This window comes from Ochrobactrum chromiisoli (assembly GCF_026241335.1).
GTDB classification, from domain to species: Bacteria; Pseudomonadota; Alphaproteobacteria; order Rhizobiales; family Rhizobiaceae; genus Brucella; species Brucella chromiisoli.
The window spans coordinates 50,237-67,411 of record NZ_JAPHAV010000018.1 but is presented as its reverse complement, the minus strand read 5'-3'; the positions used below and the strand labels follow the sequence as shown (position 1 = coordinate 67,411).

Here is a 17,175-nt window from a genome sequence, read left to right as displayed (position 1 = left end):
GCGCGTTTGCGCATCAGTCCCGCTGCCCATAGCTCAGGATAAATGATCGCGCGCAACGCTGTCATTATTGGCCAGTTGTGGTCACGATAAACACCTTCCAGCGCTGCATCCAGAGCATCAGCGACTGCACTTGAGCAATTGCGGTTTGTGAGATTATAGGTGTTGTCTGCGCTGTAATGTTGCCAGAATGCATTCAATCGCGATGCGTCGATATTCTTGATCACCACCTGCACCGTCGATTGGCACCATTCGGCGGATTCTTCCTGATAGCTTGGCAGGAAACGTCCGGGCACATTGTTGTCTGCGGTGGCGCGTAATGTCCGGGTGAATTCGTCCGGCGATCGGTCGATCTCGACTGCCGGATAATGGCTGATATAGACGTGTGGGGCCATTTCCAGAGCCGCATGGCCTGTGGAAATGACGCCGTTTGTATCGACGGCTGCGATATATCGATTGATGGCCCTTTGATGAAGCGGGGTCATGACCTGACCTGTGGGAGTCCAGACATGGACGATCAGCTCGCTGCGATTGGCAGAATGGGCGAGGGAGCTGGAATCCGGCTTGTTCCATAAAGGATTTCTGTTGAAGATACTGCTGATCGATGCGCCTTCTTCCAGCCGTCGCACCCGTGTCGCAATGTTCAATATGCCAAGGCTGGTAAGGATCATGACGGCGCCGACATTGAAGGCAACTGTTCCGGCGTACCATGTTGGCCATGGCTGAAGCGTTGCAATGGCGATGCAAACTTCCGCAATGCCGCCCATCAACCCCAGCCGCCAGCGGGGATAGCGGACAACCCATGCACTGCCAATGCGCACACTGCCATCCACAAGGAAGCAGAACCCCAGCACCATCGCAAGCGTGAAGTGGCTGGCGGGGGTGGCGCTGAGGATCAGCAAGGCGACCGCGAACAACGCGATACCCTGCACGACACGCATTCGTCTCGCCGTTCCCTGACTGAACGCGGCAGCCAGGAGGCCGACAGCCGCCTCCGGCAGCAGGAAATAGCCAAAAAAGCGCGACGGAATGATCGTCTTTCCGTCCAGCGCATCTATAGCGATGAATGTGCCGAGGAGAAGCCAGACGCCGCCGGTAATGAGCAGTATTTTCCAGTGCCGCTGGATAATTTCGCGACCAAGGAGAATAAGAACGATGCGTATCATGCCTGGGGGTCTCCACTGGGTTTAAGCGTGCGCTTTACGATCAGGGCGAACACCATGAAAACGACGCAGACCATTCCCACAAAGGTCGGTAGGCCGTGCTGCATCACGTCCAGAAAACCGCCTGCCAGCATCGGTCCCACCAAGGCGCCACCGCCCCAGAACAGCCCCATCGCCGCATAGACGCTGATAAGGTCCGCCCCACGGAACTGCGAGCCGATTATCGCGAGCATTGTCGTATAAATGCCAACGAAAATTCCGCCCCAGATGAACAATGCCGGGTAGGCCAGCCAGCTCACCGATAGAAGCAGGGGCCAGAGAAATGCCGTTATTGCGGAAACCGCCGTTAGGGCGATCATCAGTGTAACCCGGTTCATCTTGTCTGATAGCCAGCCGATGGGAAGCTGCAGCGCAATGGCACCGACCATGAGAACCGTGATCAGTTGTGCACCTTCGGTTTCGTTCCAGCCGAGCCGCATGGCATAAATGGCAAGGAAAGACAGTCCGGCTGTTTCAACTGCCGAATTGATTGCCGTTGTTCCCATGGCAATGGGCGACAGTCGCATCATACGCAAGAAATTTGAGTGTTTTTGCTGGGCCATTTCAATCTGTCGAAGTCCCGGCAGACTTATGATGACAAAGGCGAGGAGGGCGACGACCGCCCCGATTGCAAATGGCACCAGCCCTTCAAACCCCGTAAACGACAGGATCAGCGGGCCGCCGGCAAAACCCAGCGAGAGCGACGCCGTATAGGTCGCCATGATGCGTCCGCGATTTTTATTGTCGCTCAGCTCGCTGGCCCAGGTTTCCGTCAATACGAACAGAATTTCGGCAGAAATTCCCAGCAGGAAACGCAACGGAAACCAGAACCAGAAACTAGGCACCATTGGAAACAGGATCAGAAGCAACGCTGATGAAAGTAGCGCGGCCATGATGAGATATTTGGGCTTGTAGCGGATAGCCAGTCCCGAAAGGAAGGGGGCTATGCACAGGACGCCGAGCGCATGCATGGCGGCATTGGCACCGACAAGCGTTTCCGTCAGCCCGCTTTTGATAAGCATATGCGCCACCAGCGGAGCCGTCAGGCTGTAAGTGAGCCCGAAAATTGACGCTGTCGCAATTATGATGGCAAGGGAAAGGAGCGAACTTTTTTCACTTGAGCGTTGTGTTTCAACGCTGTCGACTTCTGCTTCCAGTCTCAATTCTTTGCCCCAACCCAAAAGAATAGAATCGATGATACCCCATTGTCCAATACACCGCTCTTCGTAATCAATTAGTAAAGCCGAAATTGCAAAAATTCTACATAGAGGCCTCCCCGAAAAGGGTAAAACGGTTTTCGGAGAAGACTTGTGCTGAAAAGAGATTTTAAAACATTGATCTATTTCATTCAGATCGGTCGTCACACTCTGTGTAACTTCGAATAAACGCCGCGATAAACCAGAGGACCTATATCCAATTCCCTTCCAGAGAACACGGTTTATTTACGCCCTCTATATAATGAGTTGCGCCAACGTATTTTTTGGGGGGGCGTTCATGGCAACATTACTGGGGATGTCGATTTACGTATCATTCTTGGCATTTTGCTTTTTCGGGGCGCTTTTATATGCCTGCGGCTGGCTCCTTCTGAAGCTGCGGGGCCTGCGGGCGTTGAAAGATCCGACTTCGGTGCCCATTGGAGCCTTTGTCGGCACGATATCCACCGCATGGGCTTTGTCTCTCGGCTTCGTCGCGGCAGATGCATGGACACTCAATTCTCGAGCGGATCTCGCGACCAGCAACGAACGGTCTGCGATATTTCGAATGTTGGGGACTGCTCATCCCACGGTCCTGAACAATGAGAGACTTAAGAACGCAGTGGAAACCTATCGGAATCTGGTGGTGTCAGATGAATGGGGAGCCGACGACAATATCGTGCCTTCGCCCAAGGTGGAGAAGTCGCTTCTTGCCATTCGTTCCGTTGTCCAGACGGTGGCCAGCGACGGCACGCCCTCTCCGATCGTATCCCAGCTCATTCATGATTTTAACGAGCTTCAGAATGCGCGCAATGATCGCATCGCTATCGCTAATACGTCCATCGACCAATATAAATGGTATCTTGTACTGGCGCTGACATTCCTGACTATCGCCACTATTGCCTCGACCCATGCGGATCGGGTGCGGGCTGGGAGGCATGCCTTGCTACTTTATTCGACAACGGCTTCGATCAGCCTGTGGATTCTTGCGATCCATGCCAATCCATATATCGGCACTGAAGAACTAAACCCCACGCTGTTGTTTTCAAGCCAGCGTAGCTGATCAGGCACATTCTCGAGCGGTCATCACGATGAACGACCGCTGTTAACAAGCTGCATGTGGCAGTTTATAAGTAAGCGCGATCCAGTTCATGCTTAGTGCGGTCGAAGAGTTGGAGGTCCCTCCGTGAATAGTATCATAGCAGCCTTGACGCCCGTCCGCTACGCCGTTTGGCATTGTTGTAATAGTCGGACGCCTGCTGCACGGAGCGATGGCGCGATTGTTCCATGGCTTCGGGGAGCGGAATGCCGCGATTGGCGGCTTCGGTGAGATAGCCAGAGCGCAGGCCGTGGGCTGAGAATTCTTTTGCATTGAGACCTGCCATTTGCGCGCGCTGTTTGACAATCTGGTTGATGGCGCTCGGTTCGAGCGCTCGCGTGGACACATTGCCCCAGCGATCGACTTTTCGAAACACGCTGCCCTTGTCGATCCTGGCTGCTTCCAGCCAGCGGGTGAGAGCCTCGACAGGCCGCCCGGTCAGATAGACGATTTCATCGTGATCGGCACCACTGGTTTTGGTGCGACCGAGATGAATGCCGAGCGAGGGGAGGGGAGAGCCGTTCTCATCGGTGACCGGTGCCTGTTTGACCAGCTGTTCTACACGCAAGCCGGCGACTTCGCTGCGCCGACGGCCGCCCGAGGCGAAGGCCACCATCAGGATAGCCCGATCCCGGATAGCGGTTAGATCCGTGCCGGAACAGGTTGCCAGCAGCTTGCCCAGCATATCGCCGGTAATCGCATTGGCACTCTTGCGGCTGCGCGGCCGGTTCAAGGCGCGCACCGCAAGCCGGATGGCCGATTTGACGGCCGGCGATGAAAACGCACCCTCCAGACCGCGCCAGCGGGTGAGCGTCGACCAGTTGGCAAGTCGCCGGCGGACCGTTGCCGGCGCATGCGGTCCGGACACACGCAAAAAGCCTTGTTGGCGCAATTCCTCTTCCACAGCGGACGGCATGCCGTGGTCGGGTTCGATCTCGCGCTGTTGTGGCCGCCATAAATGATGCGCAATGAATTTCAGGAGCAAGGCTTCCGGCGCGGGGAAGGGGAGGGGATTGCCGGTTGCGGCCTTCGACCAGGCTTCGAGATAGGCCAGATCCGAGGTCAGCGCGCGCAGCGTGTTTTCGCCCATGCCTTCATTGACCAGATGGCGCAATGTCTCGACATCCTCATCGGTCAAAATTCCTGCCAGCATGTCGCGGCGGTTCATCGGCAGAACAGCCGCTATCGTATCTAAAGTCTCGGTGCGTTTTTCAATCGAACCTGACGACGAACTGCTCATTTCGGCAGACTGTTCTCGTCATATAGTTCATCGTGGTTCGAAGTCTGGTGCATGTTTGCAGGCTTTCCCTTAAGCGCCAGCGCCCAGACTTCATCCCATGTGCCCTGACCATCCTGCGAAGTTGGCACGATCGCGGCAATAGGATCGCCTGTTCGACAGATGACAATCTCGTCATCGCGCAAAACGAAGTCAATCAGTTCGTCAAATCGCTCCGCCGCCTCGGCAATGTCCACGAATACCTTCACCGCCATTGCCCTTACCAGACGCGCTCATGCAGAATCGCGTCGAACGCCAGATCCGTCGAGATGAAAGTGCAGTGCTCAAGCCGCGCCTGAGCTGCAAGAATCCGGTCCCACGGATCGCGATGTTCCCAATCAAAATTTGCTGCAAGTTCGGCATGCAAATCGGTGATGGCTAGTGTTTGCAGGCCGCTTTCCGTGACGGCCGCCCGCAGTTCCTGGGGCTTGAGATCAAGCTTGTTCAGGCGCATCTTGTTGTCCAGCTCATAGAACGTGACCGCACTGACGAGGATAGCATTTGCCTTGTCCTCGATCAGCGATCGTGCCTTTATGGACAGGCGATCACTACCGATTGTCCACCAGTAGACGGCGTGGCTGTCGAGCAGGATTTTCATTGCGTGTTTTCGCTATTGTTGGATTTGCCTTGCCAGACGCCGGTATCATCATTCCAGTCGCCGGCATCGATCGCCGCCTGCTCTGCATCAACTGTATCGAACAGGTTGTCGGGCAGGCGACGATGGCGCAACAGGCCAAAAGGGCGCTTGCCACCGCCCGCTGCCGGACCGATGCGGGCGTAAACTTCGTTGCCACGCATGATGACGATCTCTTCGCCCTGGTTGGCGCGATCAAGGACTTCGGCGAAATTCTTGCGGGCTTCGCTGATCTTGTAGCTTGTCTGGGGCATCGGGACCTCCGAAATTGGCCGTACGCCACTGATACCATTGTTTTACAGCACGTACAAGTGCCTCGTACATATCACCTTCGATAACCTATACTTATCGGATGTTATAGCACCAACCAGAAGTCATCAGCAGTGCCGGACATTAAATTATATCTGGTGTCCGTTTCAGAATTTGTTTACCATAAATTCAATGCGTTATGATCCCGACCAATTGTCTCTGAAGACCTTGCTGCAGCCAGTGACGCGCGCCAGTGAAGCCTTGGCGCGTCTCGATGAGCGTCTTGCTCCTTCGCCGGTCGGCGCGGGGCTGATCGAGCGGTTGCATTTTGCCGATGCCTGCGCTTCACTGTGGCTCGACGGCGAACTGGTCGAAATGGAAGACCTTGTCCTGCATGACGCGGCGCGCGATATCCGCTCGCCCAGTCATGCGCTGACCATTGCCCGCGACGTGTTGCAGACCCGGCGACGCATTATCGCGCAGCCACCGGACTGGGCGCTGAGCCCGAACGGCTTGCGCAGTCTGCGGCAGGCGTGGCCTGCACCATTTTTTGGGGATGGCGGCATCGTTGCGGAAAGCGAAGGCGCCGCGTTGCAAGATGCGGCGGTCGGTAGGCCGGGCCGGAACGGAGAGGGGAGACAAAATCGGTTGGATGGCGGGCTCGGCTTGCCCGGTATCGATCTTGACGCCATCGACGCGGTGCTGGCACGGTCCGAAGACGTTCTGGCCAAAGCGAAACAGCCGCAGCGGTTGCCGAAGCCGGAAACTGACCCGCTGATCCGCGATCCCGACTGGGATGAAGAGGAGCGGCTCGACGCATGGCGAACCGTGTTGCGTTCGATCAGCGATCTGCCGCCGGTGTTGCAGGCAATGCTGGCGCTCGATGCCTGGAATGAACTCGCGGTGTTGCAGCGGGCGCCGTGGCTGGGCCGTTTGTTGGCCGCCTCATTGCTCCGGCGCGACGGCCTGACCACCAACGCGCATCTGCTGGCCTTCAATGCGGGACTGAAGACCATCCGTGTCGAACAGCGGCGGCATCGCAATTTTGAAACCCGGCTCATGGCCTCTCTCGATGGATTGATGGCCGGGATCGAGCTTGGCTTCAAGGAACATGACCGGCTGCTGCTGGCGCGCCAGATGCTGGAACGGCGACTGACGGGCCGGCGAGCCTCATCAAATCTGCCGGGGCTCATTGAACTGGTGCTGGCGAGGCCCCTGGTTTCGGCCGGGATGATTGCCGCCGAACTCGAGATCACCCCTCGCGCCGCGCTTCGCCTTGTCGATGAGCTCAATTTACGCGAAATAACTGGCAGGGGGCGGTTTCGGGCATGGGGGGTCATCTAGCGATGATATGAGCAAGTAGTAGGGACTACACAAAGAACGCATGAGAACGGGCTGCGTCGGTAGAATGGAAAAGAGAGCAGAACTACCTATGGATCTTCAGATCAAATAAGACGCTTGGAAACATCATATTGTCGAAAGGTTTGAACGCGCACCGATCTGGCATCCTTGGTTTACACGTGCGATCAACATCGAAATAGCGTTGTTGGGCCTGCCTTTAGTTCACCGTCGCCGAGCAGCCAGTACCTATCAGTCTCGAATTAACACCAATTGTTAAGTTTGCGGTCGTCGAAGAATTTCATCAGTCAGTTCATGGACGAGTTCTATCATTGCGAGTATCCGCTCGTCTTCCTCCTTGTCTGAATAGATCGAAACCAAGGAGCCATGCATCACTCTGTTGCGCACATAGTTCCAAGCCTTGACCCCATCATCCCGAATTTTTTTGTCGTTGACGAGTTTGCGGAGGCCTTTGGAAACGGTCATGTCAGCACGTCGCGCCACTGCACCGATTGCAAAAGCTTTAAGATCGTTATTCCCTGACCATTTGTCGATATGAGCGCTCAACGCCTCGATCGACTTGAGATCGGCGGCCACGTCTTTTGATTGTCGCGGGAACAGTTCAAGCGCAAGCGCTTCGACCGTACTCGCGATTGTGAGAACCCAGACGCGGCGTGAACCTATGGCAGCATGAACCATCTCCTCGTAGTGGCGCGTGATCATATTCGCTTCGAAGGACGGTTGACCATCCGCAAGCTTCGTTGCGGCAATCCGTAACAGTAGGCCGCTGTATTGTTGATTGCCGCTGAGAAGTGATGGTGTGGATACCCCCTGCCAACGGCATCTCAATGTGCCAAGGTGATGTTGGGTAACGTCACTTGAGAGGAGATATCCATGGGAGAGATTAGCATTATCGGTCTGGATCTTGCAAAGCAGGTTTTTCAGGTTCATGGCGCACGCGTTGACGGCAGCGTTGTTCTGCGTAAGAAACTAACACGCGGACAACTTTTAGTATTTTTTTCAAAGCTGCCACCGTGCATCGTCGCCATGGAAGCGTGTGCAACGGCCCATTACTGGGCGCGTGAGATCGGTGAGTTTGGTCATGAGATCCGGCTGGTCCCACCCGCCTATGTAAAGCCCTTTGTGAAGCGGCAGAAAAATGACGTTGCTGATGCGGAGGCTATCGCTGAGGCTGCAACGCGTCCAACGATGCGCTTCGTTGAACCCAAGACACCTGAACAGCAAGCACGCGCAATGGTCTTCCGGACACGCGAGTTATTTGTCCGTCAACGAACCCAAACGATAAATGCCTTACGCTGGTGAGTGCGATATGGGCCCAGGGAAGCGGTGCGACCTGGGAGAGCAGTTCGGCGGGAATATCGATGCTCTGGGTGCGAACATAATCGACAGCGCGGCTGCGATAGACTGTGTTCCACAGGATATCCCTTCGGCCCGTGATGACCGCAATGGGGCCCGAAGGCTGACTTTGCTTGGTTAGAGTGTCAGCATTTCTCGCCTTGGCCGCCGCAAAGATATGGCTGCCATACTTTGTCAACAGGGCCTAATGTCGATTGGTCCTAGGCCTGACCCCGCCCATCTAATCATAAGACTTCCAGCCAACATGCTCACTCCAATCGCGAGGAGGAGGGGGCCGGCGAACTCCTCGGCCACTGTACCCGACGTCGAGGAAACCGATAGCAACATCAGGCTGAATTCTCCCCCGTTGGCCAGGATGACTCCGGTCCGCAATGAGGTCTGAAGCGCTTCGCCGAATAGTCGGGCGACGACGAAAACAATCAGCGTCTTTCCGCAGAGTATTATTGCAAGCCAGACCAGCACGGCAGGCCATTGAGATGGAAGGATCCAAAGTGGCAATTGAGTCCCGATACCGATAAAGAAAATCCCGACAAACAAGTCGCGAAAGGGCCGGATCTCGTTCTCGACAGCATGGCGCGCGTCGCCCTCGCCGATGATCATACCGGTCGCGAATGCGGCGAGCGCCGGAGAAAGGCCAGCAGATGTCGCGACGATCGTGGACCCAAGCGCAATGGTAAGTGCGAGGAGTTGGGCAAGCTCCGGATCGCCACGCAACGCGACCCAACGGGCAAGTACCTGCAACGGACCTCGGGCAATGAACAGAGCAGCAACCACTGCCGTTGCACTGGCGATGACCGTTATCACGCCATACCCTTCGGCGGCACCACTCATTGCATCGTGCAGAAGCAGGAACGCGACGGCTGCCAAGTCCTGAAACAGAAGCACTGCGATGGCCAAGCGCCCATGAGCCGATCCAAGAGCGTTCGCGCCTGCGAGCACCTTGAGGCACATGGCTGTGGATGACATCGCAACGGCCCCGCCGATGAGGATTGCGGAAACTGATGCGAGATCGAAGACCAAACTCGCTACCAACGAAACCGTTATCGTCGTGACTGAAACCTGTACAGCCCCAAGACCGAAGACATGCTTCCTGAGTGTTACGAGCTTCTCGAAGGAGAATTCCAGACCAAGCGCGAACAGCAGGAGTACGACTCCGATTTCGCCAATACTGCTCAGGGCAGCGCTCTCCGCAATCAGGCCGAGGCCAGCGGGTCCAATGACTATACCGGCAAGAATGTAACCGACGATGCTAGGCACGCCAATCCGTGAACATATCGTCACGAGTACGAACGCGGCGCAAACCAACAAGGCCGCACTTTCGACAAATCCAGTCACGCCATGCATGTTCTTCTCCTGATATCATGGCGCAGGAAAGGCCAATACCTGTATTCTCTAAACGTGCGACCGCGCCCACTACGCTATCTGCGCGGCAGGCATTACACCGCTCGTCCTCGCGATTTCCTTGCCGCCCCTGAACAAGATCATGGTGGGAATGCCGCGGATCCCGTAACGGTCGGTGATCTGCTGTTCGGCTTCGGTATCGAGCTTGCCGAGACGGAACTGGGGTTCGAGCGAACGCGCCGCAGCCTCGAACTGAGGTGCCATCATCTTGCATGGCCCGCACCATTCCGCCCAGAAATCGACGAGCAGGGGCAGATCGGCATCGGCGTGTCGGTCGAAACTGGCGGCGGTCAGTGTGACTGGCCGGCCCTCGAACAGGGCGGCGCCGCAGCGGCCGCAGCTGGGGTTATCCGTCAGTCGTTCCTGCGGAACGCGATTGACGGAACTGCATTTCGGGCAAGCAACGGTGGGCATTCTGTTCTCCCTTTGAGTGTCGTTTCGGAGGGGCAGGCAGGGCGGCGCCGTTCAGCGCGAGGTCGTGACCCGCCGGGCCTCTCGGTGGCGGGGTTCGGGCAGGTATTCGACGCCGCCGCCCAGACGCAACCCCGCCGGTGGCCGTATCTCCGAGCGACATCAGACCGGGGATGAGCTGCATGACGAACCAGATCATCGCGAACGCCAGCGCGCTGATCTCAAAGAACAACGGGATGACCAGGATCGGCACGATCACGACCAGCCGCGCCGCCGGAAACATCCGCGCTTAGCACCCGATCACTCCCGCGATCGCGCCTGATGCTCCGAGGGCAGGCACGACCGAGTCGGGGTTGGCGAGGGCATGCGCCAGCCCAGCGGCCAGGCCGCAGAACAGATAGAACAGTGCGAACCGCACCGGCCCTAGCCGGTCTTCGACCGCTGGGCCGAAGATCCAGAGCGTCCACATGTTGAGGATGAGATGAAGCCATCCCGCGTGCAGGAAGATGTTTGTCAGGAACGGCGTCCAATCGGACGGGGCGATGAGATGGAGCTGACCGAAGACGCGCGACGGCACCAGCGCGAAGTCGAACAGGAACCGGTTGAGCGCACGCGGCGGCAGGCCGCTCTGGTAGAGGAAAGCGAGAAGGCTGATCCCGACGACTGACCAGACGGCCACGGGGGGGTATCTGCGAGCAACGGTATCGGCCCATGGAAACATCTTATTTCCCGAGCGCATGCAGCTGGCCGTCATCACGTCGTCTTTCTTGCAATTGTCACACCCGTCCACGCCGGAGGATCAGAGGCGGGGAAGGATTCGAGCGAGGCTTCGAGGACCGGATCGAAACTCTCCCTGTCGCTGGTAGACGGGTCGGCCGTGCTCTCATGCTGGACGCCTCTTGAGAGGCGGCGATCGGGGCGGAACGGGACCCGGAAGGCTCCCGGGGCATCGACGCCCCTGTGCAGCCGGTGGCGCGTCTCACCCGCCCAAGGGTTCGCCATCCGGGCTCCCCCAGCGTCCTCGCGCACGACATAATGCCAGTCCTGCCGCTCTGCGAAGTCCACGGCGCTGTCGCGATCCGGAAACTTCAGCCGAATCGGACGATAGGGATCGCCGCTGGACGTGTATCCCATCAGCGGCTCGATCTGCGGCGGCCGGGACGGCTCGAACTCGAGGACCCAGTAGTTGGGCCGAGGCGCCGATGTCATCGCGGAACGGGCAGGACGGTAGATGATTGCCGTCGGCACGTCCCAGGATGGCAGATCGGTTCCGGGAATTTTCGGCGGGAATGGTGGACGATTATGGCCGCGCATATCAGTTCTCCCGGGTGTCGGTGGATACGAGAAGGTGACGTTCGAGATCGTCGAGTTTTTCCATTCGCCTCGAATTCAGGCGAACGGCGCGTTCGGTGTTCTGCGAAGGAAAGGCAGCAGCGTGCAGGACGTCCGACCGCATCGCTATCGTGAGATCGGCGACGGCATTCATCACGCCCTCTCCGTCCCCGTCCGAGAGCGTGCCGTCAGCAAAACCGGACTGCAAGCTCTCCAGTACCTGCTCGAAGCTGGACACGACCCCTGCACTCGCGACCACAGCCAGCTTGTGGCTGAGAACACGCAGTTCATCGATCAGCTTCGCATCGTGCCTTGCGGTTTCCACGATCTCTGCGACCTTCTCGATGCAGGCCATGTAAATGTCGCATTGCTGCTGGAGGATGATGACCCTTCCTTCCTTGCGAAGCTCGAGATCGGTCTGGCGATTGAGAAGCGCCGCGGTCAGAATGATCGTCACGACAGCGCCGAGGAAGATGAGCGTCATCTCCTGCGCGAAAGGCAGTATGTCTTCGGCAAGATACATCGAACGAAAAACGAAAACGATGCCGATGCCCAAGGCAGCGGCCGCAGCAGCAAATGCCAAGTCAGGCAGGCGGTTCGACATCAGCACCTCGCATTTTCGGTGTCAGGTGGCATGCACGGCTTCGCATCGGCGTCCGGCGCCTCTGCGTCCCGGTGCCGCAGGAAGATTGGCGTCGGACCGCTGCCGAACGGATTGAAGCCGGTGCTCAGGCAACGGTCGAAGATCGTTTCGTCCCATCGGGTGAAATCGTGCTCCTCGCCGGCAAGTCGCCCGTCATCCACCACAGGGCACCTCACGCCTTTGCCGATGGGGGAGCGTCATCGAAGGCCGCACCGTCCGAACGATCCGCCTTGCGAAGCCGTAGCCCGAGGAGGATCATCATCACCCCGAAGACCGCGGCGTAGAAGCCGATCAGCCAGCCGAGCGCGAGGAAGCTTTCGACCGGGCGCGTCAGCAGCATCCAGGTCACGACGACACCGAGAACGACCGAGAGAAGGCCGCTCAGGATCAGCCAGATTTCGCCGTTGATTTCCTTTCGCAGGCGGATCGCTGCCGCGATCTCGAGGGCACCCGAGAACACGGACCAGAATGCGATGCTGGCCCAGAGGAATGTCGCAAGCACAAGCGTCGCCACGAACGGCGAGAAGACCACGACGACCCCCGTGGCGATCCCCAGAATGCCGCTGAACATCAGCCAGCCCCAGCGATCGCCCCCGCGGATGTTGCGGACGGCGGCGACGAGGCCGAACACGCCATCGGCGAAGGCGAAAGCGCCGAAGACCAGCGTCAGAGCAAGCAGCGACTCCGCAGGCATGAGGAAGGCGAGAACCGCGATCACCAGCGCCAGGACACCGCGCAGCACGAACAGCCACCAGTTCCCGGACAGGCTGCCCAGCATGTCCTGCATCGTGTCGGATTGCTTTGCAGAGGTTGTCGTCATTGGTCCATCTCCTGTTCAGGTTTCAACTCAGTAGTGCCGATTGTCTCCGCGCCGGCCAGGGCGGCCGCCACGCGGCGGCGGTCCTCGACCGGTTGAGGCAGACACTGCGTCCGGGCAATTTCCCTTTCCACGGGCGCGCGCCCCGATGCCTCGCCGATCAACCCGGCTTCGACCAGCGTGCCGCGCAGTGTCTCCGCCGCGTTCTCTGCAATCTTCAACACTTCCGCCTCAGTGAGACCCAGGAGGTGCGCCGTCTCCGCGATCGTGGCGTCTTCCAGGTACATCCGATACAGGACGCGGCGCTCGACCGGAGCAAGATCTGCGATAGCCCGGTGCAGTGCCATGGCGATATCATGACGATCCACTTCGGTCTCGGGGTCTGTGCCGCCGTCGTCGGCGATGAGATCCTCCAGCATCAGCACTTCGTCGGGCTGGTAGAACTCGAACATCGCCTGATCCGCCTCGGTCGGATCCTCCGCCGGGGCCTCGGGTTCCGCCTCGATGGAGGCGGCATCCTCGGGCACCGCGCGGCGCGCAGCCTGCGCCTCGGCCTCGACGGTCTCGAAGGCCAGCTGCGTCAGCCAGTCCCGGACGGAGAATTCGGTCGGCCGCCGCTCGAAGCGGTTGAGCCCGTTGAGGATCGTCGCATCGACAATATCGCCAACGCTCAGGTAGCCAGCCGGCACAGACCCGCTACACTCGAGATAGGTCAACTCGCGCCTGACTGTATCGTAGACCGTATCGAGATGATCCTCGATCAGGTCGAAGAAGAGTTGGCGCCGGTCCGCTTCCGCCGCATCCCGCGCGGGCGGCAGCGGGGCGCCGATCCGGCGCCGGCGGGCGGGACGCTTGTATTCAGGCTCGTGCTTGAGGCGCGCCACATGCCGATCGACCTGGTGGCGCAGGTCGGCAAAGGCCTTGCGCAGGACAGGCTCGATCTCGAATCCATCTTCCCGCGCCGCGATCACGCCCGACGGCAGTTGCAGGCGCAGGCTGACTTTGATGCGCGTCTTGCCCCTCGTCTGCGAGGCAACGACTTCGAGCCGGACCAGATCCTCGCGAAAGCGCGCAAGGTGCGGTTCAAGTTGCCGCACCTCTTCCTCGATGACCTCAGGCGCGCGCTGTTGGCCGTGCCGGTCGAGATTGCGGAATGATCTAATGACGTTCATGCCGTGGACCTTCCTATAACTCTCCGAAGAATTGGTCCGGCGCGACCGATATCGCGCCGGGCCAGTCTTTTGCGCTGTCACTCGGCGGACTTGTCGTCCTTGGACTGCACCTCATCCCCAACGCTGGGCTTCGGAACGTCCGTCTTGTCTTCGGCAACTTCGCTGGGCTCCTCGATCCCGGCCTTGACCTGATCGTCCGGGCTGTCGTCACCGGTGTCCTTTACGATCTTTTCGAACACGACCCTCTGTTCGTCTTCCGACCAGGCGACGCGGACCTTGTCACCATCCTCGATCCGCCCGGAGAGCATTTCGCGGGCCAACTCGGTCTCCAACTCCGACCGGATCAGCCGGCGCAGCTCGCGGGCGCCGAATTCGGGGCGGAAGCCGACCGCGCCGAAGTGATCCACGACGCTCACGTCGAATTCGAGTTCGACGCCCTGGGTAAGGGCGGTCCGCTTCACCCGGTTGAGCTGCAACTCGACGATCTGGCGGATCTCCGACTGATTCAGCGAATGAAAGACGATGATCTCGTCGATCCGGTTGATGAACTCTGGCCGGAAATGACCGCGCAACACCTCCATCAGTTCGGATTTCTGCTTGGCCTCGTCGAACTCACTGCTGCCGCGCTTCTTGAGGTTGCGCTGGATGATGTCCGAACCGAGGTTCGACGTGGCGATGATGATGGTGTTGGTGAAGTCCACCACGCGCCCCTTGCCGTCGGTCAGCCGACCGTCGTCGAACACCTGCAACAGAATGTTGTAGACATCCGGGTGCGCCTTCTCGATCTCGTCGAGCAGCACGACCGAGTAGGGCCGACGGCGCACCTTCTCGGTCAGTTGCCCGCCTTCGTCGTATCCGACGTAGCCGGGAGGCGCGCCCACCAGCCGGGCGACCGAGTGGCGCTCGCCATACTCGGACATGTCGATGCGGATGATTGCGTCCTGATCGCCAAAGATTACTTCGGCGAGCGTCTTGGCCAGTTCCGTCTTGCCAACCCCGGTCGGCCCGAGGAAGAGGAAGGTCGCCGTAGGTCCGCGTCCCTCGCGCAGGCCCGCGCGCGCCAGCCGCACAGCATCGGCCACGGCGCGGATAGCCTCTTCCTGGCCGATGACGCGCTCATGCAGCTTGTCTTCGAGCTTCAGAAGCTTGTCCTTCTCCTCGGCGGTCAGCTCGGTGACCGGAACGCCGGTGATCTTGGAGACGATCTGCGCCACATGATCGGCGCGCACCTCGGCGGTCGCCGAAGCCTGGTCGCGCTTCCAGATTTCCAGAAGCTCGTCCAGCTCCTTCTGCTTCTGCTCGAGTTCCTTCTTCAGTTCCGCTGCACGGTCGAATTGCTTGCGGGCTGCGGCATAGTCCTGCTCGCGCTTGATCTGCGCGGCTTCGGCCTCCAGCTCCTGGACTTCCACGGGGCGCGCCGTGGCGCTGATCTTCACCCGTGCGGCTGCCTGATCGATCAGGTCGATCGCCTTGTCGGGCATGAAGCGACCGGTGATGTAGCGATCCGAAAGCTCGGCCGCCGCAACGATGGCCTCGTCGGTGATCGTCACCTTGTGGTGTGCTTCCAGCGTGTCGCGGAGCCCCCGCAGGATCATGATGACCTGAGCTATCGTGGGTTCCTCGACATAAACCGGCTGGAACCGTCGCTCGAGCGCCGCGTCCTTCTCGATGTATTTCTGGTACTCGTTGAGCGTCGTCGCACCGATCAGGTTCAGCTCGCCCCGCGCCAGCGCCGGCTTGAAGGTGTTGGCGATGTCGAGACCACCTTCGCCACCGCCCTGGCCGGCGCCGACGATGGTGTGGATCTCGTCGATGAACAGGATCAGGCTGTCCTTCTCCTCGGTGATCTCCTTGAGGATCTTCTGGACTCGCTCCTCGAACTCGCCGCGATACTTCGACCCGGCCACCATCGAGTTGATGTTGAGCTCGACCAGCCGCTTGTCGCGCAGCGCCTCGGGCACTTCGCCCGCGACGATCCGTTGGGCAAGTCCCTCGACGATGGCGGTCTTGCCCACGCCGGGCTCGCCGATCAGCACCGGGTTGTTCTTTTTCCGGCGGGCCAGCACTTCGATCGTCGTCTCGATCTCGCGGGCGCGGCCGATGACGGGATCGAGCTTGCCCTCGCGGGCGAGCTTCGTCAGGTCACGGCTGAACTGGTCGAGATCGGGCGTGCTGGAAGGCGCCTCCACGCGGCCCTCCTCGGCTCCCTTGCCCACGACCTTGGTCACCTGCTGGCGAAGCGCCTGCGGCGTCAATCCGTATTTGCGCAGGATCGACGCAGCCAGGCCTTCACCTTCCTCGGCAAGGCCGATCAGCAGGTGCTCGGGACCGACATAGGAATGGCCGAGTTCGTTCGAGGCGATGAAGGCCCGGTTCAGCGCGTCCTTGAGGCGAGGACTGACGCCGATTTCGCCCTCCGCCTTGGCCTCTCCACGCTTCGCTTCCTTCTCGATCTGGTGCCGCAGATCGTCCACATCGACCTTGAACTGTTCCAGGATCGTCTTGACGACGTCAGACGAGGTCAATGCCAGAAGCAGATGTTCGGTATCGACCTCGCTGCGCCCGAATTCCCCGGCCTTCTGTGCGGCATCCTGCAGCAGCTTGTTGCCCTGTTCGCTCAGCCGGTCGGCGATGGTGCGTCCGCCGCCGCGCCGCGATCCACGCCGCGGCGCGCCCTCGCCGAAAGTGGCGTCGACGACAGCGTCATCGCCATCACCCATGGAGCCGAGCGTGCCGCCTCGCAGCGGACTGTCACCAAAGAGGCTGCCGAAACCGCTCTCGCCGAAGAATTCGTCAAGAAGGGAACGCCGTCCGAACAGGGACTCCAGCGGCGAGGCGCTGCGCCCCGACCGGCGCGCCATTTCGCTGTAATGCTGGTCGCACAGCTCCATGTTCTGAACTCTGCCGTTCACCGAAGCGCGCACGCGCGCCGTCGCCGGGCGACCGCAAATATCGCAAGTTCCGTTTGCCATTTTTCCTCTCCGTTTCTTTATCCAGTCAGGGTTGTCCGCGATCATCTGCGTCAGTGACGGTG

17 protein-coding genes and 2 pseudogenes are annotated in these 17,175 nt (G+C 59.3%); 3 read left to right on the top strand and 16 right to left on the bottom strand.

From position 1 onward, the window contains the following. On the bottom strand, window positions 1-1,163 hold a 1,163-nt coding region (locus OPR82_RS20470), incomplete at its 3' end, for an HdeD family acid-resistance protein (protein ID WP_265986759.1). Beyond that, a complete protein-coding gene (locus OPR82_RS20465; RefSeq protein WP_255488289.1) occupies window positions 1,160-2,362 on the bottom strand; it encodes an MFS transporter in 1,203 nt (400 codons plus the stop codon). The genes OPR82_RS20470 and OPR82_RS20465, both read right to left, overlap by 4 nt. A 331-nt stretch (window positions 2,363-2,693) precedes the next feature. On the opposite strand from OPR82_RS20465, the gene OPR82_RS20460 reads away from it, so the two are divergent. Beyond that, a complete protein-coding gene (locus OPR82_RS20460; protein ID WP_265986755.1) occupies window positions 2,694-3,455 on the top strand; it encodes a bestrophin-like domain in 762 nt (253 codons plus the stop codon). 133 nt (window positions 3,456-3,588) lie between these two features. Here OPR82_RS20460 and OPR82_RS20455 read toward each other — a convergent pair whose 3' ends face one another. Genes OPR82_RS20455 through OPR82_RS20440 form a run of 4 tightly spaced genes read right to left on the bottom strand, consistent with a single transcriptional unit; the run spans window position 3,589 to window position 5,655 of the window. Beyond that, a complete protein-coding gene (locus OPR82_RS20455) occupies window positions 3,589-4,731 on the bottom strand; it encodes a site-specific integrase (protein ID WP_265986753.1) in 1,143 nt (380 codons plus the stop codon). After that, the gene (locus OPR82_RS20450) at window positions 4,728-4,982 is read right to left on the bottom strand and encodes a type II toxin-antitoxin system Phd/YefM family antitoxin (RefSeq protein WP_265986752.1); all 255 of its coding nucleotides are present in this window, start codon (window positions 4,980-4,982) and stop codon (window positions 4,728-4,730) included. Before OPR82_RS20450 ends, OPR82_RS20455 begins: the two co-directional genes overlap by 4 nt. A gap of 5 nt (window positions 4,983-4,987) precedes the next feature. After that, window positions 4,988-5,365 (bottom strand): type II toxin-antitoxin system VapC family toxin, encoded by a 378-nt coding sequence (locus OPR82_RS20445; RefSeq protein ID WP_265986750.1) that lies wholly within the window; start codon window positions 5,363-5,365, stop codon window positions 4,988-4,990. Continuing rightward, the gene (locus OPR82_RS20440) at window positions 5,362-5,655 is read right to left on the bottom strand and encodes a type II toxin-antitoxin system Phd/YefM family antitoxin (protein WP_265986748.1); all 294 of its coding nucleotides are present in this window, start codon (window positions 5,653-5,655) and stop codon (window positions 5,362-5,364) included. Before OPR82_RS20440 ends, OPR82_RS20445 begins: the two co-directional genes overlap by 4 nt. Window positions 5,656-5,833: 178 nt before the next feature. On the opposite strand from OPR82_RS20440, the gene OPR82_RS20435 reads away from it, so the two are divergent. After that, the gene (locus OPR82_RS20435; RefSeq protein WP_265986764.1) at window positions 5,834-6,994 is read left to right on the top strand and encodes an RHE_PE00001 family protein; all 1,161 of its coding nucleotides are present in this window, start codon (window positions 5,834-5,836) and stop codon (window positions 6,992-6,994) included. A gap of 270 nt (window positions 6,995-7,264) precedes the next feature. On the opposite strand, the gene OPR82_RS20430 is transcribed toward OPR82_RS20435, so the two are convergent. Further along, a complete protein-coding gene (locus tag OPR82_RS20430) occupies window positions 7,265-7,711 on the bottom strand; it encodes a hypothetical protein (protein ID WP_265986746.1) in 447 nt (148 codons plus the stop codon). Window positions 7,712-7,882: 171 nt separating this feature from the next. Between OPR82_RS20430 and OPR82_RS20425 the strand changes: the two are divergent. Next, window positions 7,883-8,305 (top strand): annotated as a pseudogene (locus OPR82_RS20425) (IS110 family RNA-guided transposase); the annotation flags it as partial. A 58-nt stretch (window positions 8,306-8,363) separates the two neighbouring features. On the opposite strand, the pseudogene OPR82_RS20420 reads toward OPR82_RS20425, so the two are convergent. The 9 genes and pseudogenes from OPR82_RS20420 to OPR82_RS20380 form a co-directional block, all read right to left on the bottom strand. After that, window positions 8,364-8,543 (bottom strand): annotated as a pseudogene (locus OPR82_RS20420) (hypothetical protein); the annotation flags it as partial. Continuing rightward, complete coding sequence (locus OPR82_RS20415) at window positions 8,540-9,709, bottom strand: cation:proton antiporter domain-containing protein (protein WP_265986744.1); 1,170 nt, start codon at window positions 9,707-9,709, stop codon at window positions 8,540-8,542. The pseudogene OPR82_RS20420 and the gene OPR82_RS20415, both read right to left, overlap by 4 nt. A 69-nt stretch (window positions 9,710-9,778) precedes the next feature. After that, the gene (gene trxC / locus OPR82_RS20410; protein WP_265986742.1) at window positions 9,779-10,180 is read right to left on the bottom strand and encodes a thioredoxin TrxC; all 402 of its coding nucleotides are present in this window, start codon (window positions 10,178-10,180) and stop codon (window positions 9,779-9,781) included. 286 nt (window positions 10,181-10,466) lie between these two features. Further along, window positions 10,467-10,856, bottom strand: a complete 390-nt coding sequence (locus OPR82_RS20405; RefSeq protein ID WP_265986740.1) for a rhomboid family intramembrane serine protease — start codon at window positions 10,854-10,856, stop codon at window positions 10,467-10,469. Window positions 10,857-10,930: 74 nt separating this feature from the next. Continuing rightward, window positions 10,931-11,491, bottom strand: coding sequence for an NADH dehydrogenase ubiquinone Fe-S protein 4 (locus OPR82_RS20400; RefSeq protein ID WP_037094077.1), 561 nt, complete (start codon window positions 11,489-11,491; stop codon window positions 10,931-10,933). A 1-nt stretch (window position 11,492) separates the two neighbouring features. Next, window positions 11,493-12,113: a hypothetical protein gene (locus tag OPR82_RS20395; RefSeq protein ID WP_037094075.1), complete on the bottom strand. Its 621-nt coding sequence runs from the start codon at window positions 12,111-12,113 to the stop codon at window positions 11,493-11,495. A 211-nt stretch (window positions 12,114-12,324) separates the two neighbouring features. Beyond that, window positions 12,325-12,972 (bottom strand): HdeD family acid-resistance protein, encoded by a 648-nt coding sequence (locus tag OPR82_RS20390; protein WP_043767813.1) that lies wholly within the window; start codon window positions 12,970-12,972, stop codon window positions 12,325-12,327. Further along, entirely contained in the window at window positions 12,969-14,141 is a 1,173-nt protein-coding gene (locus OPR82_RS20385) for an RNA polymerase sigma factor (protein ID WP_012754158.1), read from the bottom strand. The genes OPR82_RS20390 and OPR82_RS20385 overlap by 4 nt, the downstream gene beginning before the upstream one ends. A 77-nt stretch (window positions 14,142-14,218) precedes the next feature. Further along, window positions 14,219-17,113 (bottom strand): ATP-dependent Clp protease ATP-binding subunit, encoded by a 2,895-nt coding sequence (locus OPR82_RS20380; RefSeq protein ID WP_012754157.1) that lies wholly within the window; start codon window positions 17,111-17,113, stop codon window positions 14,219-14,221. Window positions 17,114-17,175: the final 62 nt, after the last annotated feature.